Here is a 19,876-nt window from a genome sequence, read left to right as displayed (position 1 = left end):
CGCACAGCGAGTCGCCTCTGCAAGGAGGCGTTCACCCGTCCGGCCAGGCGGCGCGCCGGGAAATCTCAGCCCAACGGCGCGTACAAATCGATCCCGTTGCCATCAGGGTCTTGGATGACGGCGTAGCGCTGGCCCCACGGCGCGTCCCACGGCTTCAGCTCGCCCTGGTAGCCCGCCGAGACAAGGTCGGCGTAGACGGAGTCCACCTCGGCGGCGTCGGCGCAGCGGAAGGCGAGGCCGATGCGGCCCGCGCTGGTCGGCGGCTCCCAGTCGGCGTAGAAGGAACGAACCGTGTCCTCGGTGTCGAGGGCGAGGCGAAGCCCGCCGGCGAGCTGGGCTTCGACGTGCGGCTGGGTTTCCGCGTCGGCGGGGAACTCCAGGCCGAGGCGGCGGTAGAAGGCCAGCGAGGCCACCATGTTCGAGGTGACGATGCCGATGAAGTCCAGTTGCGGTGTCATATCGGCAGCGTACGGGCGGCGAGTGGGTTCGGTCTTGAAGAAATCGGACACTCAGTGCCTCGGCGCGGGCACCAGTTCGGCGATGAGGTTCTCGACCAGGATGCGGATCCGGTCGCGGATAGTGCGGACCACCTCGATGGTCTGTCCGGCCGGATCGGGCAGTATCCAGTCGCGGTAGCTGATGCCGGGGAAGAACGGGCAGGCGTCGCCACACCCCATGGTGATCACCACGTCGGAGACGCCAACGGCCTCGTCGGTCACCTTCTTCGGCGTGTTGTCCGCGATGTCGATGCCGACCTCCGCCATGGCCTCGACCGCGACCGGATTCAGTTCGGCCGCAGGCGCGCTGCCCGCGGACCTGGCCTCGATGCGATCACCGGCGAGAGCGGTCAGAAACCCGGCGGCCATCTGGGATCGGCCTGCGTCGTGCACGCAGACGAACAGCACACTGGGCTTGTGGGCCATCGGGACGCCTTTCGGTGGGGCAATGCTCGGGTGATGCGGTGGCTGGACCCGTCCGACGGCGCGGAATGGTCCCGGTGCGTGCCGTCCGGGAGGCTCGGGTCGAAACGCTGTCGTAGCGTAAGGGATACGGGCGATCGCCCGGCCAGGATGGGGCACCTGTGGGTGCCGCTTGATTCTGTGGTGCGCGTTGTGGCAGGGCATTCGCGCTGCTAGAGGCGATGGGCTCAGAAGTCGTTGCGGCGGTGGAGGAACGCGTAAGGGTAAGAACGGACCGGTCGGTCGGGGAACTCGGCTGGCGGCAACGGGTCATCGAGAGCTCATGCCGCGCTTGGTGAATGGGTTCTCCGAAATCCTGACCATGCCTTCGCGCATCGAGCCGCGGCGTCGGAGGCGGACGCCATCCGCGGCGTCGGAGACGGACGCCACCATCGCAGAATCCGACGGCCTCATGTCCGCGGTCGTCGCGGAGCGCAATCCGAATCGCTCTGGTGGGCAAGGCGATTTCCGGCCACGTCGCCAATACCTAGCCCGGCCGGAACGGCAAACCGCCGCGACGTCCGTATGGCGTCGCGGCGGTCGGTCGCGCTTGCTCAGATCGGGCGCAGATCGATCACCTTGCGCAGCCGCGCCCGGTCGCGCTCGAGCCGCCGCGCCTCGTAGGCGATGGGGAAGTAGCGCACCCGCTCGGGCAGCAGGGGCACGATCCGCCCGATCAGCCAGCCGAGCACCCGCAGCTTGCGTTCGTCGGCGGCGGTCCAGGTGAGACCGAGCTTGCGCCGCGCGGGCTCCGGCGTGGTGCCGACCGTGACGAAGTACTGCATCCGTCCGATCGGCGCGACAGCGGTGCGCCAGAGCGGCGCCAGCGCGCGCGGCAGCTGCTTGGGCGGCGCGACCGAGCGGATCACCCGCAGGTAGTCGTGCGCGGTGGGTGTTTCTTCCAGGTGGTTCTCGACCATGTCGTCGAAGAACTTCTCGAACGCGGCGTAGTTCTCCGGAACCTCTTTGGGCGCCACCGAGAAGTTGCGCATCAGCTGCAGCGTCTCCTGGTAGTACGCCTCCTTCTCGGCGTAGGTGAGCGGGCGGCGGCCGAAGTACTTCGCGCTCTCCGTGAACGCGAACGTTCCGGTGTGCAGCACCCAGGCCCACGGCCCGGAGGCCAGCGCCTTGTGCCGGACACCCGCGGCGTCGGTGGTGTTCAGCGAGGCGTGCATCGCGCGCAGCCGGTCGGCCTCGGCGAGCGCCTCCTCGCCGCCGTAGACCCACATCATCACCGAGGAGAGACTGCGTACGGCGCGGCCCATGGGATCGGTGCGGAAGGTGGAGTGCTCGTCGACGACGGCGGAGATGGTCGGCTCCATGGTCTGGAGGAGGAAGGCGGATCCGGCGGTCAGCGAGAACGTGATCAGGCCCGTCTCGTCCCACATCCTGGTGCCCGGCGCGAAGGGGCGGCGTGGCGGCAGCTCCCGCGCGGTGGTTTCGAGTGCGGCGGACGCGGTCATTGCGATCTCCTTTGATCGACCCACTTCAGAACGATGAGATGATTAGCATACCAATCTCTCATTCTCTTGGCGCGGCGGAATTCGTCCTCGCTTACGCTGGCTGCCATGAGTACGCAGTGGCGCGAGCGCACCGGCCGGATCGGCGTCCTCACCGGCGCGGGCATTTCCACCGATTCCGGGATCCCGGATTTCCGCGGGCCGCGCGGGGTGTGGACGAAAGACCCGATCGCCGAACTGCTCTCGACCTACGACAACTACCTGGCCGATCCGGATTTGCGGCAGCGCGCGTGGCTGGCTAGGCGCGACAACCCCGCCTGGCAGGCGACCCCGAACGCCGCGCACAAGGCGCTCGCCGAGCTGGCCGAGGCCGGACGCGCGGTCACGATCATCACCCAGAACATCGACCGCCTGCACCAGCGCGCGGGCTCGGCGCCCGAGCGGGTCATCGAGATCCACGGCAACATGTTCGAGGTCGTCTGCGTGGAGTGCGATTTCGAGACGAGCATGGCCGCCACTCTGGAGCGCGTCGCGGCGGGCGAGCCCGATCCGCCGTGCCCCGAGTGCGGCGGCATCCTCAAGGCCGCGACGATCATGTTCGGGCAGCAGATGGACCACCGCAGCCTGACCAAGGCCGCGCTCACCGCCGAGACCAGCGACATCTTCCTGGCCATCGGCACCTCGCTACAGGTCGAACCCGCCGCCTCGATGTGCGCCGTCGCCGTCCGCGCGGGCGCCGACCTGGTCATCGTCAACGCCGAACCGACCCCCTACGACGACCTCGCCACCGAAGTCGTCCGCGAACCCATCGGCACCGCCGTCCCCCGCTTGGTCGCCGAGATTCTCGGCGCCGAGGGGAACTGATCAGCCGACGGGGCCGAGGACGCGGTCGAGGTAGGGATTGGCGAAGCGGCCCTTGGGGTCGAAGCGGCGGCGGACCTCGGTGAAGCGGTCCCAGTCCGGGTAGCGCTCGCGCAGGGTGTCGGCGGTCTGGAAGTGGCGCTTGCCCCAGTGCGGGCGGCCCTGGTAGCGGTCGAAGATCTCTTCGCAGGCGCGGAAGTACGGCTCCCACTCCATGCCGCGGTACTGGTGCACGGCGATGTAGCAGGTGTCGCGGCCGCCCGCGGGGGAGAGGAAGGCGTCGTCGGGGGCGACCCAGCGCACCTCGATCGGCATCGGCGTCTGGAAACGGGCCGAGACCTCTTTGATCTCCCGGATGGCCGCGACCGAATGCTCGCGCGGGATGGCGTATTCCATCTCGGTGAACCGAAACAGCCTGGGCGAGGCGAACACTCGGTAGGAGCGATCCACTTGGCGGCGGTAGCTGCCCGCGTAGGCGGCGCCGCGGTGGATCCACGGGATCGCTCCGGCCTGCCATTTGCCGAAGCGGCACAGCGCGTCGAACGCGTAGTTGGACATGAGGATGTCGGCAAACCAGTCCATCATCTTGCCGCGCGGCTGCTCGGGCAGCTCGACGCGGTTGTTGCGCTTGGTCATCGCCAGCGGGCTGTGCGCGAACATGTAGAACTCGAAGTGCTCGTTGTCGTCGACATAGGAATCGAGATCGGCGAGCACCTCGTCCACCGGCACCGGTCGTTCGATGCCTTCGAGCACGAACGAGGGCACCAGCTGCAGCGTCACGGCGGTGACCACGCCGAGCGCGCCGACACTGACCCGCGCCGCCCGCCAGCCGTCGCGATCGTTCTCGGCGTCGACCTCGATCCGGCTGCCGTCGGCGAGCATCAGCTCGACGGAATGCAGTGCGGCGGAGATGTTCTGTAGGGTCGCTCCGGTGCCGTGCGTGCCGGTCGCGGTCGCGCCCGCGATGGTCTGCACGTCGATGTCGCCGAGGTTGGGGAAGGCGAGCCCGGCGGCATGCAGTGCGGTGCTGGCCGCGTTGAGCGTGATGCCCGCCTCGACTCGCGCCAGCCCGGTCGCCGTGTCGAGCTCGAGGACGCGGTTCATCCGGGAGAGGTTCAGCAGCAGCCCGTCGGTGCAGACGGTGTCGGTGAAAGAGTGACCCGCGCCCGCGACGCGGACCGTCTGTCCGCGGTCGGTCGCGCTCGCCAGCAACTCGGCGAGTTCGTCGTGGTCGCGCGGGGTCGCGATGCTCGCCGGTGCGCAGTGTTGATCGCCGGCCCAGTTCACCCACGAATTGGTCATGCGTCCAACTTTAGGGCATCGACTGTGACGCGCGCTACCCGAGCTCGGTTTTTCGAATTACCTGCGACGTCCCAGGCAGGCGTGCGCCTTCGCGGCTTCGACGTCTTCGTCGGTCAGCGGCGGAACGAGCAGCGGCATGCGCGGGATGGATTCGGCGCGCACCCCGTTCAGCATGATCGCGGCGTAGCGCTGCCAGACCTCGGAATCGACGGGCTTGGCGAACTCGGCGAGCGCGTCGACCATGTGGATCAGCGCGAAGAAATCGCTCGCCTCGATGTCGGGCTGCAGCGATCCTGCGTCGCGGGCTCGCTCGATGACGGCCGCGACGGTCGGCTTGATGCGATCGCGCAGCGCCGCGAAACGCTCGGGATCCTCCTCGAGTTCGAGCATGACCTCGCTGAACCCGCGATTGTTCGCCAGGTGCTGGCAGGCGTACTCGAAGAACTGGACGAGTCCCAGCCACGGGTCGGGATGCTGCGCCGCGTCCTCGGCGGCGACGGCGAATTCGCCGATGTGCTGCTCGAAGACCTCGGCGATGAGCTCCTTCTTGTTCGCGAACCGCCGGTACACCGTCCCCACTCCGACACCGGCCTTCTCGGCGACGTCGTCGAGGGTGATCTCGAGTCCGTGGTCGGCGAACAACTCGCGCGCCGCGGCGACGATGCGCTGCTGATTACGCGCGGCGTCGGCGCGCAGGCGTCGAGGCGGAGAAGGGGCAGTGGCGGGATTCACACCCCCATGCTAGCAACGACCGGGATTAAGTGGAGGCGTTGTCTCCGTTAACGTGATAGCTTCTATCGGTAAGCGGAGATATTACCTCCGCATCGTCGACCTGACTTCGAGGGGACCTATGACTACCGCGATCGACCGTGGGGCGCCGGCCCCGGAGAAAGCCCAGCGCCGCGGCTCACACGCGCTGCGCTGGTGGGTGCTCGCCGTGCTCGGCGTCGCACAGTTGATGGTGGTGCTCGACGCCACCGTGGTGAACATCGCACTGCCCGCCGCCCAGCAGGACCTCGGCTTCAGCGACGCCGACCGCCAGTGGGTGATCACCGGCTACGCGCTGGCATTCGGCAGCCTGCTGCTGCTCGGCGGACGACTGAGCGACCTGTTCGGCCGCCGCAACACCTTCATCGTCGGCCTTGTCGGCTTCGCCGTCGCCTCGGCCGTCGGCGGCGCCGCGCCCAACTTCGAGGTGCTCGTCGCGTCCCGCGTCGGCCAGGGCGTGTTCGGCGCGCTGCTCGCGCCCGCCGCGCTCTCGCTGCTGACCGTCACCTTCACCGAACCGTCCGAGCGCGCCAAGGCATTCGGCATCTTCGGCGCGGTCGCCGGTACCGGCGGCGCGATCGGTCTGTTGCTCGGCGGCGCGCTCACCGAGTGGGCGAACTGGCGCTGGGTGATGTTCGTCAACCTCGCTTTCGCGGCCGTCGCGCTGGTCGGCGCGGTGCTGCTGCTGGCCAAGCACGTCAGTGCGGAGCGGCCCAAGCTGGACATTCCCGGCACCGCCGTGGTGACCGCCGCGCTGTTCGGCATCGTCTACGGCTTCTCGCACGCGGAGACCGACGGCTGGACCAACGGCGTCACGCTGGCCTTCCTGATCGGCGGCGCGGCGCTGCTCGCGGTGTTCGTCTGGCTGGAGGCCCGGGTCGCGCATCCGCTGCTGCCGCTGCGCATCCTGCTCGACCGCACCCGCGCGGGCTCCTACATGACCGTGTTCGTGATGGGCATCGGCATGTTCGCGATCTTCCTGTTCCTGACCTACTACATGCAGCTGAGCCTGGGCTACTCGCCGATCAAGACCGGCGTGGCGTTCCTGCCGATGGTGGCGGCCATGATCGTCTCCTCGACCACCGCGCCCTCCCTGCTGCTGCCCAAGTTCGGCCCGAAGATCGTCGTCACGGCCGGCTTCCTGATCGCCGCGGCGGGCATGGCCTGGCTGACCCGGATCGGCCTGGACACCGGCTACGGCACGCACATCCTGCCCGCGCTGATCCTGATGGGTCTCGGCCTCGGTGGCGCCATGGCGACCGCCTTCCAGGGCGCGACCTCCGGCGTGCAGCACGAGGACGCGGGCGTGGCCTCGGCCATGATCAACACCAGCCAGCAGGTCGGCGGCTCCATCGGCACCGCGCTGCTGAGCACGATCGCCGCCTCGGCCGCCACGGATTACCTGTCCACCGCGCAGCCGGGCCCGCTGGCCGTCGCGCAGGCGCAGATCGAGAGCTACACCACCAGCTTCTGGTGGGCGACCGCGACATTCGTCCTCGGCGCCGTGCTCTCGGCCGTGCTGATGCCGAACACCGCGCCCGCGCCCGCGGAGGGTGAGCCGGTGCTCGCGCACTGAGTCACGGGTGCTCGCGCACTGAAGCATCGGTGCTCGCGCACTGGGCCCACATTCGAACAACACAGCGCCCGCGCCGGTTTCGACCGGACGCGGGCGCTGTGCTGTGACCGTCAGCAGTTGCTCGGCGCAGGGAGTCCGGCGAATCGATCGGACAGATAGCCGAAGGCCCGCGGCGCCCCCTGGATGATCGCGTCGCCGTGGTCGACGCCGGGCAGGATGTCGAGCTGCACCGGCGTGCCCGCCTGGCAGTAGCGCGCGGCGACCGCGCGGACCAGGTCCGGATCGATCTCGTCGGCCTCGCCGTGCCACTCGTACATCGGAGCGCGCGGGACGCCAGGGAATGTCTCCAGGCTGTTCTCCTGCAGGACCCGGACGGTGGACGGGTCGGCGTCCATCGAGCCGTCGAACACGTCGGAGAAACTGCGGTTCGCGCCCGCGTTGATGATCTGCTCGGCGCAGGCGTTGGCGATCTGGTCGCGCAGCTCCCGCCCGGCCGGATTGAGCAGCCGTGATATCGCCGCCTGCCGCGGGTATTCGCGTTCCAAGCCCATCGTGACCGCGAATCCGAGCCCGAACAGTGGGTTCGGGGCGGTGCCTAGATCGCGGGCGAGCTTGTCCATGTTCATCGGAACGCCGCCCATCGCGACGCCGACGATCGGCAGCTCCGGCGCGTACTCCGGGGCGAGCGCCGCCGCGAATCCGGTGGCCATGCCGCCGCCGGAATAGCCCGTGATGCCCACCGGGCTGCCCGCGAGATCGGCGGGGGCGAAGCGCTTGGCCGCGCGGATGCCGTCGAGGGTGATGCGGCCGCCGAGCTGGGCCGCGCCATAGGCGCTCGTCGGGCCGAGGTGATCGGGCACCGCGACGGCCCAGCCCCTGGCCAGCAGCAGATTCAACGCGGGTGCCTCCCGCATGCTGCCGTCGAAGAGGCTGTGCGAAGGCGCGCAGCGCAGGCCGAGCGAGTTGACGAACGGCTGGTACGACACCAGCGGCCGGTCGACCCCGCCGCCCGGCGGTACCAGCACCGTGGTCACCGTCGCGATCGGTTCGTCCGCGGAGTTGGTGGTGCGGAACAGCAACTGCCACACCGTGGAACCGGGGAAGTTCGCGGCGGGCACCATCCTGCTGCGCACGACGTCACCGGGTTGAAATCGGGCCAAATCCGCTGGCGCGGAGTAGAACTCGTCGGCGTCGGGGACGGGATAGACCGGCGACGCGCTCGCGGGCGCGGCGTGCCCGAGACAGGCCGCTGCCGCGAGTGCCGCCAATGCCAGTCGCCGCACCGAGCGTATGCCCGTGCTCGAAGTTTGCTGCCGTCCAGTGCGATGCGCTGCCGCCGCCCTCGGACGCGCGTCCGGTACTTCCCGTCGTGCCGCCATCGTCGCTCCAGTGCCGAAGGGGTAAGGGTGGGTGGAACCGCGGCGAAAACCTTCGGGGCATTCGTAGTCGGCGGCCGAACGCATGTCAACGAACGCGGCTGTTCGTCACCCGTGTCCCCGCCCGAACCGACCGCGTGGTCCTACCGATAGCATGTCGCCGGTGACGTTCGGCGCGGCAGGAGGTCAGCAGATGGGCTCGCAAGCCCGCACCCCGGCCGTCGAGCCCGCGGTGCTCGCGGTGATCTCCGTGGGCGGCGGAATCGGCGCCGTGATGCGCTATCTCGTCGGTCTCCGTTGGCCGTCGCAGCCGGACGAGGTGCCGTGGTCGACGTTCGTCGTCAATGTCGTCGGCTGTTTCTCGATCGGAATTCTGATGGTTCTGATCACCGAAGTATGGGTAGCCCACAGACTGCTGCGCCCCTTCCTCGGTGTCGGGTTGCTGGGCGGTTTCACGACCTTTTCGACCTATAGCCTCGAGATTCGTAGACTGCTCGAATCAGGCGCCGCGATCGAGGCGCTCGGCTATCTCGGGGGGACGGTGGCGGCGTCGCTCACCGCGGTCTGGCTCGGCATGGGGGTGGCACGGCTCTCGGCGGGCACGACACGACCGCGACGCGGTGGACGACAGTGAACGACGCGGCGCCCGCAGGCGGCGCGGTGGACGGCTTGTACGTACGACGGAAGGGGGTCAGGCGATGAGTGGTTCACCTGCGGACGCGGGTCGGTGGCAGCAGGCCGCGCGATTGACGGTGCTGCTCGACGAGGACGACAAGTGGCGGCGCGGCCCCCTGTTCCACGAGATCGTGCGCCGCGCCCGCGACGCCGGTCTGGCCGGCGCCAGCGTGTGGCGCGGCGTGGAAGGCTATGGCGCGTCCTCACGCATCCACACCAGCCGCGTCCTCGACCTCGCCGAGCACCTACCCGTGCAGGTGATGATCGTGGACGAGCCGCAGCGGCTGCGTTCGTTCGTGGCGGAGAACGCCGAGGTGCTCTCCGGCGTGACCGTCACGCTGTCGCCGGTGGAGACCTGGCAGCCCGCCGTCGGGGTCGCCCGATGATGGCGGTACTCGTCGTGGTCGGCGGTATGGTCGGCGCGCCACTGCGCTACCTGATCGATCGCGCGATGGCCGCTCGTTTCGAATCCCTGCTGCCATTGGGAACTTTGACGGTTAACATTGTCGGTTCGGCGGTGCTGGGCGGTTTGATCGGCGCGAGCGCGAGCAGCGAGGTTCTGGCGATGGCGGGAACGGGTTTCTGCGGCGCGTTGACGACGTTCAGCACGTTCGGCTACGAGACCATCCGGCTGGTCGCGGACGGCGCCTACCTCTACGCGGTGGGCAATGTCGTGATCAGCGTGACGGCCTGTTTGGTCGCGGTATACGCTGCCGCGTCCACGACCCAGTGGTTGTGGGCATGATCCTGATGACGAGCCGGGCGCAGCCGACCTGGAAGGGAGACCCGAGCATGGCCCATGATCGAGCCGGGCGACCCGCGCGGGCGACCGACCTGGAGGACATCGCCCACCTGGTTACCGCCTACTACAGCCAGATTCCCGATCCCGCGAATCCGGCGCAGCAGGTGGTGTTCGGCACCTCGGGGCACCGCGGGTCCAGCCTGGACAGCGCGTTCAACGAGGCGCACATCCTGGCGATCACCCAGGCGATCGTGGAATACCGCGCCACCCGCGGCATCACCGGTCCGGTGTATCTGGCGCGAGACACGCACGCGCTGTCCGAGCCCGCTTGGACCACCGCGCTCGAGGTGCTCGCGGCCAACGACGTGACCGCGGTGATCGACGCCCGCGACCGCTACACGCCGACGCCCGCGCTGAGCCACGCGGTGCTGCGCCACAACACGAACGGCACCAGGCACCAAGCCGACGGCATCGTGGTCACGCCGTCGCACAATCCGCCACGCGACGGCGGCTTCAAATACAACCCGCCGCACGGCGGTCCGGCCGACACCGTCGCCACCGACGCCATCGCCGCGCGGGCGAACGAGCTGCTGCGCACCGGTCTTTCCGAGGTGAAGCGGACGACGCTGCAACACGCGATGGCCACGTGCGTCCAGCGCTACGACTACCTCGACCACTACATCGCCGACCTGCCGAACGTGTTGAATTTGGACGCGATTCGCGGCGCGGGCATCCGCCTCGGCGCCGACCCGATGGGCGGCGCCAGCGTCGACTACTGGGAGGAGATCGGCCAGCGCTACGACCTCGAGCTCGAGGTCGTCAACCCGTTCGTCGACCCCACCTGGCGTTTCATGACGCTGGACAGCGACGGCAAGATCCGGATGGACCCGTCCTCGCGCTACGCCATGGCGGCGCTGGTCGCCATCAAGGACGACTACGACATCTCCACCGGCAACGACGCCGACGCCGACCGGCACGGCATCGTCACGCCCGACGGCGGGCTGATGAACCCCAACCACTTCCTCGCCGTCGCGATCGAATATCTGGTGGCGAACCGTATCGGCTGGGACGCGCTGACCAAGATCGGCAAGACCGTGGTCACCTCGTCCATGATCGACCGGGTGGTCGGCGTGCTCGGCCGCGACGTGCACGAGGTGCCGGTCGGGTTCAAGTGGTTCGTGCCCGGATTGTTCAGCGGCAGCCTGGCTTTCGGCGGCGAGGAGAGCGCGGGCGCGTCGTTCCTCCGGATGGACGGCACGGTGTGGACCACCGACAAGGACGGCATCCTGCTCGCGCTGCTCGCCGCCGAGATCGCCGCTTGCACCGGGCAGACGCCGTCCGCGCGCTACGTCGAACTCGAGCGCCGCTACGGCAGTCCGGCCTACGCGCGCATCGACGCCGCGGCCACCGCGGAACAGAAAGCGCGGTTGGCGAGGTTGACTCCCGATGTGATCACCACCGAAGAGATCGCGGGCGAGCCCATCACCGCCGTGCTCACCCGCGCCCGAGGCAACGGCGCGCCGCTCGGCGGACTCAAAGTCACCACCGAGAACGCCTGGTTCGCGGCGCGTCCGTCCGGGACCGAGGACAAGTACAAGATCTACGCGGAGTCGTTCCACGGCAGCGAGCACCTGGCCCAGGTGCAGGCGGCCGCGGAGGAGATGGTGGGCAAGGCGCTGACGGGTGAGCGGTAGAGCCGAGTCATCGGCGAGCGGTAAGGCGCTGCCCAGCGAGATCTGGGTGCTGGTCGGCGCCGCGTTCGTCATCGCGATCGGGTTCGGACTGGTGGCGCCGGTGCTGCCGCAGTTCGCGCGCAGCTTCGGCGTCGGGGTGGCCGCCGCGTCCGCGATCGTCAGCGCGTTCGCGTTGATGCGGCTGCTGTTCGCGCCGGTCAGCGGTCGGCTGGTGCAGCGGCTGGGGGAGCGCTGGGTGTACCTGTCCGGCCTGGTCATCGTCGCGGTGTCCACCGGAGCGAGCGCGCTGGCACAGACTTATTGGCAGCTCCTGGCTCTGCGCTCGGTGGGCGGCATCGGCTCGACCATGTTCACCGTGTCGTCGCTGGCGCTGGTGATCCGCCTGTCGCCGCCGGAGCAGCGCGGGCGGGTGTCGGGGTTGTGGTCGACGAGCTTCCTGGTCGGCTCGGTGAGCGGTCCGCTGGTGGGCGGCGCGCTGGCCGGGCTCGGGCTGCGGGCTCCGTTCCTCATCTACGCCGCGGCGCTGCTCGCGGTGAGCGCCGCGGTCTACCTGAGCCTGCGCCATTCGCATCTGGCCGCGCCGGAGGTCAGCGGCGAACTGCGCGTCATGACCTTTCGTGAGGCGCTGGCCCGCCCGGCGTACCGCGCGGTGCTGTGGTCGAACTTCGCCAACGGCGCGGCCATCTTCGGTGTCCGGATGGCGCTGGTGCCGCTGCTGGTCGTGGAGGTGTTGCGGCAGCCCGCCGGTATGGCGGGCGTCGCGCTGACGGCTTTCGCCGCGGGCAACGTCGCGGTGCTGTTCCTGTCCGGCAGGCTGTCCGATCGGTGGGGGCGCAAGCCGTTCCTCGTCGTCGGCTCGCTGGTGTGCGCGCTGGGCACCGCCGGGCTCGGGTACGCGCCGAACTTCGGCTGGCTGCTGGTGACGTCCGTAGTCGCCGGGCTCGGCTCGGGCATGCTGACACCGACCCAGCAGGCCGCGCTGGCCGACATCCTCGGACCGAAGGCGCGCGGCGGGCCGGTGCTCGCGGGCTTCCAGATGGCGGCCGATCTCGGCACCGTGCTCGGTCCGGTCGCTGTGGGCGCGTTGGCCCAGCACACCTCCTACGGGCCCGCGCTCGCCGTGACCGGTGCGTTGCTGGCCATCGCGGCCGTGGCGTGGTTGGTGGTGCCCGAAACGCTGCGCGGGCACACCGCCGAGGTCGAAACCGATCACGTCGCGGCGGTGCCGTGCGACGACGCGGAGTACCAGCTCGCGCATCGTGCGGCCGACGAGTGCGAGGAGTCACGCGGCCAGGTCCACGACGAACGCCCTGCCTCGCCCACGGGTTCGCGCCGTTAGCCCGACGCGGTGTGGGCGGCCGGGTGCCCGGCGCACATCGGCAGCGGGAGCTGGGGCAGAGTGTTGACGTGAACCAATCGCGTTCGAACTACACCCCGCGCCCGATGTCGAGCGCGACCAGTTACGCCTTGGGCGGCGTCGCGCTCGCCCTCATCGTGTTGATCGTTTTCCTGGCGTTCCGCTCGGGGCGCGACGAGCCGGACGTGCGCAACGACGGCTACGGCTCCGTGCGCGACCCCGGCGTGCAAGCGGTGCTGCAACCCGACGGCGTGGTCGTTCTCGGCAAGCCGGGGACGCCCAAGACGATCGACGTCTTCGAGGACCCGCTGTGCCCCGCCTGCGGCGCGCTCGAGCGCGTCTACGGCCAGGAACTCGCCCAGCAGCTGGACGAGGGCAAACTCGCGGTGCGGTACCACTACGTCAACTTCCTCGACCCCAAGTCCAGCAGCGAGGACTACTCGACTCGCGCGATCGCGGCCAACGAATGCGTCGCCGAAGCGGGCAACGGTCCGTTGTACGCGAAGTTCCACGAGCTGCTCTTCGCCTCGAAGCAGCCGAAGGAAGGCGGCGACGACCTGAGCAACGAGCAGCTCTCCGGCTTGGCGCGCGAGGCGGGTGCGCCGGAGCCGATCGTGCAATGCGTGGCGAGCGGTGCGAAAGTGGCGGACGCCGAGGTGCACGCGAAGGCGGCGACGGACGACCTGACCGCACGGTTGGACGGTCCCGCCGCGACGCCGTCGGTGTTCGACGGGTCCAACAAGGTGGATGTGAGCAACGAGGAGTGGGTGGTCGAGCTGACGCGCTGAGCGCGCTGGGCACGGACCCTGCCGGGCTCGGCGACGAGAGTCGACTGGTGCTGTGCGGTTTCTCCCCTGCCGTCGGACACGGTTCGGCTCGAGGCCGGTGGCGACGACCCCCGTGCGGCTCAGCCGCGGTGTTCCGGGGCGTCGTCCGGGATGTCGTTCTCGGGGGCGATTCGCGCGAGTTGGCGGTGCAGCGGGATGTGGCCGTCGAGCGGGTAGAGCAGTTCCTCGCCGGTCGGCCGGTCGGCGGTGAACGCGGCTCGTATACCGGCGGTTTCGACCGCGGGTAGTTCGATATCGGTGTGCGGGAACAGATATCGCGCACCTTCGCGCACGGTGGTGTGCACGTCACCATCCGGCGCGGTCCACTGCAACCGATCGCGGTCGTCCCGCCAGACCCGCCACTGTTTCCTCTTGTCCGCCAACGACTTCAGTCGTCTGTGCCGCGAACAGAGCACCGCGAGCCCGCCGCCGCTGCGTTCCAGTTCGCCTTCCGCCGCGGGAATCGTGCACCCGGGAAACCGGCACATACCGTCCACCGCCCGAATCTCGCTCGCGACGCGTCGCAGCGCCGCCTCGTCCGTCGCGCTGCCGTCGGTGTGCTCGGGAACCACCTGGAACGACGCGTGCTCGGCGAGCAATCGCGCGAGCGCCGCGTCGATCGGCCCGTAGCCTGCCAGGAACGCGGGCGCCTCCCGCATGTCCAGCAATGTGTCGGCGGCGATCCCGATCTGGATCAGCGGCCGTCGCGGCGGTTCCACCGGCACCCCGGCCTTGGGACACCGCTCACCTCGGCCGCAACGGCAACGCAGCCGCCCCGACCCGTCCGCCAGCGCCACCAGGGCGTCGGCCCGCCGCTGCGGCATCGTCCGCGGATCGGCCGCGCAGACCTGCAAACTCATCTCCCGCAACCGCATCGCGACCGTCTGCGCGCCGGGTGCGGGCAGCAGCCCGTCGAACACCGCCATGCTGTCCTGCACCGCCCGTATCCGCACATCGCGGTCTTCCTGCCGCCGCTCTCGCCGCCGCCGCGCGCCCCCCGGATCCAGCCGATTCGCCCACCGCCGCGCCGCCTGCCGCAGCCGCGCCGGATTCGTCCGCGCCGCGGCCTCCAGCAGTCGCGGCTCCAGCGCGTCGACGACCTCCTTCGCCAGCGCCCGCGTGCTGTCCACGATCACCCGCACCTTCGCCAGGTCGATCCGCCCCGCCGCGAACGCCATGCGGGTCCGGGGTAGCGCCTCGTCCAGCACCAGCCCGATGTCGATCAACGCTCCCGCGGTGCCCTCGTCCACATACAGCGCCACCGCCGCCTCGGCTGCCGCGAACTCCCCGGCCCGCACCCCACCCGGCCCCGGCTCCGCGCTCGCGGCCCGGGCCCGCCGATACAACTCACGCACCGCGAACACTTCCGCAGCCTGAGCCGTGGCCGCCGCCCCGTGCACCGCCCTGAGCGCCTCGATCAACCCTTCGTCACTCATGGTCCCGAAGTCCATCGCAGAGAGCGGATTCTGTTCGAACATGTGTTCGATTCTACGGTCCCAGCTAACCCCACCGCCACCCCTTTTTCCAGGCGATTTGGCTGCGGACACGCTGGTGGTGTAACTTTCATCAGGCGCGAGGGAAACCGAGCGCGACCCACCAAGGGGCTATGGCGCAGCTGGTAGCGCACCACACTGGCAGTGTGGGGGTCAGGGGTTCGAGTCCCCTTAGCTCCACCGAAAACGCAGGTCAGGCCCGGTAAACCACCGGTCTTGACCTGTTTCATTTGGCCCAACCCCACGAAAACCCCACGGTTTGATATTCCGTTTCGGCCATGGGCGTCGGCCTGTGTAGGTTCTGCCACCTACTCGTGGGATTCGGGAGGATTGGCGAGAGTACTGAGTGCGCCTTCGTACCATGCGTGAACGGCCAGCCAGATGTATGGGGGCTGCCCTTCCGCGGTTTGCAGTTCCTTGGCTTTGCGGATGAGGTATTCGAGCATCGGGTTGTCTTGGTCGGGGAACGGATACGGAAAGGTGCGGTCCGGCTCGGCGATGCTCTCGGCTCTGTAGTCTCGGTATCCGTTGGCGATGATCCGGGTCGACTGCCGGGTGACGTAGTCGGTTGGGATCGTTGCCGGTCCGTCTGGCTGCATTGGATGTGCCCCGGGGGTCGATGAGTTGTGTTGTCGATTGTTCCGGCTAGTCTGACATGCCGATCGAGCGGGCTAGGCGCAAGGCGAGCTGCCGTTTGTTGTGCGAGGTGACGTACCTGTGGAGGGTACGTCGCGTCGCGCTGATGTCGTTCGTTATCGCCTGGGCGCGCCGATCCTGACAGGAACGGGGCAACGCTGGTCTGGCCCGGTATCGCACGACATTTCGACGCGCTTGAGGAAGTTCCGAAGATCTTGCTCATCGGCTGGCTGTCGGTATGCCCTCGGATGACCATGCGCGGTTGGAATGAAGCCCAGCGCGTCGTTCAAGGCTTTGTTGGTCATGAAGTCGGCACAGCGTTTCCGCAGGTCCCCGACGTCGCCCACCGTTTCCCATGTTTTCCCTGTTTATGCAGGTAGATGACTGTTTCTGACACCCGATGATCTCCTTTCGTTCCCACAGTTGCCCGTGCTGACCCGCCGGAAAATCGTAGAAAAATCGTAGAAACGTGCAGTCGGGCAACCGACGAACCGGGTGGGACTGCGGCTCCGAGCAGGCGGGCAGTTCGTCGAGACGCTTCTGTCGCCGGGGCGAAGATGGGGCCGCCGACGGGTGAGCAACGTCCAGCCAGTCATGACATCCATGGCGGACACATGAGGCGGTAGATTCCCGCGGCCGAACCTCCGCTCGCACCGTCGCGGGGTCCCGCCGACGCAATTGACGGAACAGCCACACTCATCTCAATCGAAGCCGCCTGTCAACCAGAGGGGGAGCCAGCGGTGATCATGGAGATACCTCGAACTGCTGACGGCAGGTTTCTGGTTCGAGTCCAGATGGGGGAGCACAATTAGCAGGTCAGGCACAGTCACCGTGCCTGACCTGTTCTAGTCTGCGGGCTGCGACCAAGAATACGCCAAGAATTCCGGTCCAAACTTCCTTACGTTGCAACCGTTTCGCCTGTGGGTATGGCCATTGGCTTGTCGCTTCCGGCTCGACGGTTGAACGTCGCAGGCTCGTGCCTCGGCGGGGCGCATCGAATATGGGAACGCAGACGACAGGGTGCACTCTGGGCGGCAGTGAGTAGTCGAAGCGGACCATACGTTCTGAGCGGCTGCGCGTCTGTCTGGATACATCGCCCTGGCGCAGTTGTCGGGCTGGCCCATCGGTATGCGACCGGTCATGCGAAAGGAAAGACGCACCCAGGCGCGCAACTGGTACCAGACGTGGTCAGCTCACTGACCTGAAACTACGGCACCGCCGCCAGGCCCGCTGGGAAGACTGGGTCCGCGCCGCGAAAGACACCGGAGCCCGAAACCTGCCATTCCACGGCTTCGCCGCCAACCAAGCGAACCTCACAGATCGGGAGCGGATCCCGTCGATGATCTGCCGTTTCGTCCATTGCGGCGGGCGGCCCGCCCTCTCGTTGCGGGGCAGCAACAGCTCCCATCGCGCCCACTGGGCATTAAAGCACCTACCTGAGACCTCACCCATCTACCAACGCGGACAACAGCTTTCACCAACTCACTTCGACACAGACCCTAGCTGAGCTACGGCTGAGGCCGCCGGAGCGGGAATTCACGAAGGGCTGGGAGCCACTGGGTCGGCAGGGCACCTTCAGAATGGAAGATCTCTGCCGCGCTGACGGTGTCGACCGCAGACAGGCCGCGACTGCGGAGTTTGTGCCAAGCGCGGACGATCTTGTCGAACAGGTGCAGCGCTGTATCAGGGCGCACGAGGAACACGTGCTCCTCTGCGAGGTTGCGGGCGCTGTCCAAGACGTTGGGTTTGCGGCTGACCAGCAGGCACGCTGTATCGCCCGGTTCCGGTGTCTTCCGGTCCGCCTCGACAGTCCGCAACTGGGCACCGGCTTGTTGCACGTTCGTTGGGCCGATCGACCCTTTGTCTGTGGCCATGCTCTTGGCTTCCCAGACGACCCACTGAACGTCGCCGAAGATCCAGACCGCGTCCGGTTTGGCTTGTTCCACGTCGTCGTCGTAGGTGTAGCTTTCCGTGGCGCCAGCGAGCTTGCCGAGCGTGACCAGGGCGGCTTCAAAGGGATCGTTGTCGTCGGTGGTCTCCAGGCCGGCCCGTGCGGTGGTGACCGCTGTGTGGAACCGTTGTGGGGATGCGAGATCGTGGCGGTCGGCAAGCACGGTCTGCATCGCGATCTCGTCGAGGGGATCCAAGCTGGGAGGCGCCGAGACGATGCTCTGTTCGGACGGCGTGGTCATAGTGGATGCCCACGAGGTTCCTCGGGCCGCGATTCGCGCTTCCTCGTAGTAGTTGCGGGCGGTGTCGTCGAACGTGGTGTTGCCGGTCTGCATAGCCAGTCGGCGTGCGGTGACGAAGCCGAGATAGTTCCAAAGCGCGACGTACCGCTTCGCGGTGCCGGCGCCGGTGAGTTGGTCCAGCACTTGGCGGATAGCCGACAGTGCCCGCTCCCACTGCCCTTCCCAAATCTCTTCCCAGGCGATCACCTCATGCTTAACGGCCTTCTGCAGGGCCTCGGTGCCCTGTGGCATAACGACCTGGCGCTTGTCGCGGTCCTCGGCGATGCTGCGGTCAGCTTCCGACCACTCTGGGCCGTTCGCTTCAAACAACGCCAGCAGGTCCAGCAGGTCAGCCGAGGTGGTGTCTTCACCTATGCTGTTGCGCTGCCCGAATTCCAGTTCGGCCTGCACCTCGGGGTGCAGCGCCCCGTGCACCTCCGCGTTGTCCAGGTACGAGATCAGATCGTTGCGCAGGATTACCACTGTGGCGCGATCCCGGGCGTTGCGGGTGGCGCGGCCCGAGCCCTGCATGATTCGCGCGCGGACGCGTTCCTGCAACACCGTCACCGCGCCGACGGAGTAGTGCAGGAACTGCTCCTGGAGGTCACTGCCGATCGGCAGCCCGTCCAGCACAACCAGTTCGCAGTCCTTCCCGGGCAGGTCGATGCCGTCGTAGCGGTTGGCGAGCACGAGGGCGGCCGAGGCAGCCGAGGTAAAGGGCTTGAGATCGTCCTCGACGTCTTCAGCGCGCATGACAGTGTGGTCCGGGTGGATCCGCTCCGCGATGAACTTCTTGGCGGTGTTCTCATCGGGGGTCAGCACCAGCGCCCGCCCAGCCTTGACCAGCAGGTCACCGACGAAGGCATTGGTCTGTCCCGGATCGGCTGACAGGTCGTTGGTGAGCTCAGGAAAGACGAAGAATCTGCGGCCGGTGCCTTGGTTCTCCCAGCCCCTCGGAACTGGGATACGTGTGATCTTGTGGCGGCCGAAAGCTCGCTCCAGTTCACCGCCCGAGCCGAGCGTCGCGCTCATGTACACCCGCCGGGCCGGGGCATCGAATGGCTGGTGCACGAAGGTCGGCGCGATGAGCGGTCGGATCAATATCTGCCTGGCTGATACGTACACCAGACAGCGGTCCACATGGCCGCGGAGATATCTGTTCCATACATGCTGGGCACTGCCCGAGACCTTGCCGCTGGCCACCATCATGTCCAGTACCTGTTCGATCAATTGGGCGTTCGCCGCGATGCCCAGTGGTGAGGCCAGGTACACGGTCCTGGCGTTGTCGTTCGGGCTAGCGTTCGCCAGGTGCTCGAATACGAGTAGGTCGAGAACCCCCTCCAGCGTGGACAGCAGGTCGTGGTAGGCGTTCGGATGCGTCGAGCGGCGGATCTCCAACTTCCAGGGACCCGCGACGTATCCCTCGGCGGCGTGCGCATCATCCAGCACCAGCAACCCGGCGTTATTCAAGGCCGGGTTGGAGTTGAACACGTGGCTGTAGACGCTGACCGCGACCGCCTCCGAGCGGTTGAACCTGGTCCGAGCGGCCGGGTTCCAAGTCGACACCTCCCCGACGAGCTGTACGGTGGGGATGCCGTATTCCTTGAGCTTGCTGGCGGTTTGGCGGGCGAGGAGGTTGTTCGGGCACAGGTAGGCGACCGGCTTGTTTTCCTGGCGCCGAAGGTACTCAGCAACCAGCCCGCCTACCAGAGTCTTGCCCGAGCCAGTCGGCAGTTCGATGGCCACGTCCTTCTTGTCGAGGTGATTACCATGCCACGCCCGCAGCACGTCAGCTTGATGCGCCCACAATGCGGCCGGGCCCTCGTTGGCCGCGGACAACAGCCGGTACAGCTGCTCAGGATCGGCAGGCGCACCGCTGGAGCCGGACTTGGTTTTGAAAGTCGCCATGACGCTTATTC

General features: G+C 67.9%; 17 protein-coding genes, 1 tRNA gene and 1 pseudogene. 10 read left to right on the top strand and 9 right to left on the bottom strand.

What is annotated here, in order from left to right; translation table 11 throughout:
* Nucleotides 1-65 precede the first annotated feature (65 nt).
* From ABZV58_RS31375 to ABZV58_RS31365, 3 genes are all read right to left on the bottom strand, one after another.
* Nucleotides 66-458 (bottom strand): VOC family protein, encoded by a 393-nt coding sequence (locus ABZV58_RS31375; RefSeq protein WP_355003812.1) that lies wholly within the window; start codon nt 456-458, stop codon nt 66-68.
* Nucleotides 459-509: 51 nt separating this feature from the next.
* Nucleotides 510-923, bottom strand: coding sequence for an arsenate reductase ArsC (locus tag ABZV58_RS31370; RefSeq protein ID WP_355003811.1), 414 nt, complete (start codon nt 921-923; stop codon nt 510-512).
* Nucleotides 924-1,513: 590 nt separating this feature from the next.
* Complete coding sequence (locus tag ABZV58_RS31365; RefSeq protein WP_355003810.1) at nt 1,514-2,422, bottom strand: oxygenase MpaB family protein; 909 nt, start codon at nt 2,420-2,422, stop codon at nt 1,514-1,516.
* A gap of 105 nt (nt 2,423-2,527) precedes the next feature.
* On the opposite strand from ABZV58_RS31365, the gene ABZV58_RS31360 reads away from it, so the two are divergent.
* Nucleotides 2,528-3,283 (top strand): Sir2 family NAD-dependent protein deacetylase, encoded by a 756-nt coding sequence (locus tag ABZV58_RS31360; protein ID WP_355003809.1) that lies wholly within the window; start codon nt 2,528-2,530, stop codon nt 3,281-3,283.
* Here ABZV58_RS31360 and ABZV58_RS31355 read toward each other — a convergent pair whose 3' ends face one another.
* Complete coding sequence (locus ABZV58_RS31355) at nt 3,284-4,582, bottom strand: D-arabinono-1,4-lactone oxidase (RefSeq protein ID WP_355003808.1); 1,299 nt, start codon at nt 4,580-4,582, stop codon at nt 3,284-3,286. It abuts the gene before it with no gap.
* Nucleotides 4,583-4,639: 57 nt separating this feature from the next.
* Nucleotides 4,640-5,314 carry a TetR/AcrR family transcriptional regulator gene (locus ABZV58_RS31350; RefSeq protein ID WP_355003807.1) on the bottom strand — a complete coding sequence of 225 codons (675 nt, stop codon included), beginning with the start codon at nt 5,312-5,314 and terminating at the stop codon, nt 4,640-4,642.
* 118 nt (nt 5,315-5,432) lie between these two features.
* On the opposite strand from ABZV58_RS31350, the gene ABZV58_RS31345 reads away from it, so the two are divergent.
* On the top strand, nt 5,433-6,926 hold the full coding sequence (locus ABZV58_RS31345; protein ID WP_355003806.1) for an MFS transporter: 1,494 nt from the start codon (nt 5,433-5,435) through the stop codon (nt 6,924-6,926).
* A 110-nt stretch (nt 6,927-7,036) separates the two neighbouring features.
* Here ABZV58_RS31345 and ABZV58_RS31340 read toward each other — a convergent pair whose 3' ends face one another.
* Nucleotides 7,037-8,200: a lipase family protein gene (locus ABZV58_RS31340; protein WP_355003956.1), complete on the bottom strand. Its 1,164-nt coding sequence runs from the start codon at nt 8,198-8,200 to the stop codon at nt 7,037-7,039.
* A gap of 265 nt (nt 8,201-8,465) precedes the next feature.
* Here ABZV58_RS31340 and crcB (ABZV58_RS31335) point away from each other — a divergent pair, with 265 nt between their 5' ends.
* The 6 genes from crcB (ABZV58_RS31335) (at nt 8,466) to ABZV58_RS31310 (ending at nt 13,558) form a co-directional block, all read left to right on the top strand.
* Nucleotides 8,466-8,936 carry a fluoride efflux transporter CrcB gene (gene crcB / locus ABZV58_RS31335; protein ID WP_355003805.1) on the top strand — a complete coding sequence of 157 codons (471 nt, stop codon included), beginning with the start codon at nt 8,466-8,468 and terminating at the stop codon, nt 8,934-8,936.
* Between the two features lie 64 nt (nt 8,937-9,000).
* Entirely contained in the window at nt 9,001-9,363 is a 363-nt protein-coding gene (locus ABZV58_RS31330) for a DUF190 domain-containing protein (protein WP_355003804.1), read from the top strand.
* Nucleotides 9,360-9,722: a fluoride efflux transporter CrcB gene (gene crcB, locus ABZV58_RS31325; protein ID WP_355003803.1), complete on the top strand. Its 363-nt coding sequence runs from the start codon at nt 9,360-9,362 to the stop codon at nt 9,720-9,722. The genes ABZV58_RS31330 and crcB (ABZV58_RS31325) overlap by 4 nt, the downstream gene beginning before the upstream one ends.
* 47 nt (nt 9,723-9,769) lie before the next feature.
* Complete coding sequence (gene pgm / locus ABZV58_RS31320) at nt 9,770-11,413, top strand: phosphoglucomutase (alpha-D-glucose-1,6-bisphosphate-dependent) (protein WP_355003802.1); 1,644 nt, start codon at nt 9,770-9,772, stop codon at nt 11,411-11,413.
* Nucleotides 11,403-12,752, top strand: a complete 1,350-nt coding sequence (locus ABZV58_RS31315; RefSeq protein ID WP_355003801.1) for an MFS transporter — start codon at nt 11,403-11,405, stop codon at nt 12,750-12,752. The genes pgm and ABZV58_RS31315 overlap by 11 nt, the downstream gene beginning before the upstream one ends.
* A gap of 68 nt (nt 12,753-12,820) precedes the next feature.
* Nucleotides 12,821-13,558, top strand: a complete 738-nt coding sequence (locus ABZV58_RS31310) for a thioredoxin domain-containing protein (RefSeq protein ID WP_355003800.1) — start codon at nt 12,821-12,823, stop codon at nt 13,556-13,558.
* 119 nt (nt 13,559-13,677) lie between these two features.
* Here the strand turns inward: ABZV58_RS31310 and ABZV58_RS31305 are convergent, their stop codons facing one another.
* Complete coding sequence (locus ABZV58_RS31305) at nt 13,678-15,075, bottom strand: DUF222 domain-containing protein (RefSeq protein WP_355003799.1); 1,398 nt, start codon at nt 15,073-15,075, stop codon at nt 13,678-13,680.
* A gap of 122 nt (nt 15,076-15,197) precedes the next feature.
* On the opposite strand from ABZV58_RS31305, the gene ABZV58_RS31300 reads away from it, so the two are divergent.
* Nucleotides 15,198-15,270, top strand: a tRNA-Ala gene (locus ABZV58_RS31300).
* 128 nt (nt 15,271-15,398) lie between these two features.
* Here ABZV58_RS31300 and ABZV58_RS31295 read toward each other — a convergent pair.
* Nucleotides 15,399-15,689, bottom strand: a complete 291-nt coding sequence (locus ABZV58_RS31295; protein ID WP_355003798.1) for a hypothetical protein — start codon at nt 15,687-15,689, stop codon at nt 15,399-15,401.
* Between the two features lie 1,144 nt (nt 15,690-16,833).
* Between ABZV58_RS31295 and ABZV58_RS31290 the strand changes: the two are divergent.
* Nucleotides 16,834-17,014 (top strand): annotated as a pseudogene (locus ABZV58_RS31290) (IS1380 family transposase); the annotation flags it as partial.
* A gap of 220 nt (nt 17,015-17,234) precedes the next feature.
* On the opposite strand, the gene ABZV58_RS31285 reads toward ABZV58_RS31290, so the two are convergent.
* Nucleotides 17,235-19,865: a DEAD/DEAH box helicase gene (locus ABZV58_RS31285; RefSeq protein WP_355003797.1), complete on the bottom strand. Its 2,631-nt coding sequence runs from the start codon at nt 19,863-19,865 to the stop codon at nt 17,235-17,237.
* Nucleotides 19,866-19,876 lie beyond the last annotated feature (11 nt).

Origin of the sequence: Nocardia sp. NPDC004654, from assembly GCF_040609595.1 — a bacterium.
Taxonomy (GTDB): Bacteria; Actinomycetota; Actinomycetes; order Mycobacteriales; family Mycobacteriaceae; genus Nocardia.
The sequence above is the reverse complement of the archived record's forward strand: the minus strand, read 5'-3'. Positions and strand labels throughout refer to the sequence as shown.

Excerpts from the sequence above, each read along its gene's own strand:
- ABZV58_RS31375 (WP_355003812.1), bottom strand. The coding sequence starts at position 458 with ATGACACCGCAACTGGACTTCATCGGCATCGTCACCTCGAACATGGTG.
- ABZV58_RS31370 (WP_355003811.1), bottom strand. The coding sequence starts at position 923 with ATGGCCCACAAGCCCAGTGTGCTGTTCGTCTGCGTGCACGACGCAGGC.
- ABZV58_RS31365 (WP_355003810.1), bottom strand. The coding sequence starts at position 2,422 with ATGACCGCGTCCGCCGCACTCGAAACCACCGCGCGGGAGCTGCCGCCA.
- ABZV58_RS31360 (WP_355003809.1), top strand. The coding sequence starts at position 2,528 with ATGAGTACGCAGTGGCGCGAGCGCACCGGCCGGATCGGCGTCCTCACC.
- ABZV58_RS31355 (WP_355003808.1), bottom strand. The coding sequence starts at position 4,582 with ATGACCAATTCGTGGGTGAACTGGGCCGGCGATCAACACTGCGCACCG.
- ABZV58_RS31345 (WP_355003806.1), top strand. The coding sequence starts at position 5,433 with ATGACTACCGCGATCGACCGTGGGGCGCCGGCCCCGGAGAAAGCCCAG.
- ABZV58_RS31330 (WP_355003804.1), top strand. The coding sequence starts at position 9,001 with ATGAGTGGTTCACCTGCGGACGCGGGTCGGTGGCAGCAGGCCGCGCGA.
- crcB (WP_355003803.1), top strand. The coding sequence starts at position 9,360 with ATGATGGCGGTACTCGTCGTGGTCGGCGGTATGGTCGGCGCGCCACTG.
- pgm (WP_355003802.1), top strand. The coding sequence starts at position 9,770 with ATGGCCCATGATCGAGCCGGGCGACCCGCGCGGGCGACCGACCTGGAG.
- ABZV58_RS31305 (WP_355003799.1), bottom strand. The coding sequence starts at position 15,075 with ATGTTCGAACAGAATCCGCTCTCTGCGATGGACTTCGGGACCATGAGT.
- ABZV58_RS31295 (WP_355003798.1), bottom strand. The coding sequence starts at position 15,689 with ATGCAGCCAGACGGACCGGCAACGATCCCAACCGACTACGTCACCCGG.
- ABZV58_RS31285 (WP_355003797.1), bottom strand. The coding sequence starts at position 19,865 with ATGGCGACTTTCAAAACCAAGTCCGGCTCCAGCGGTGCGCCTGCCGAT.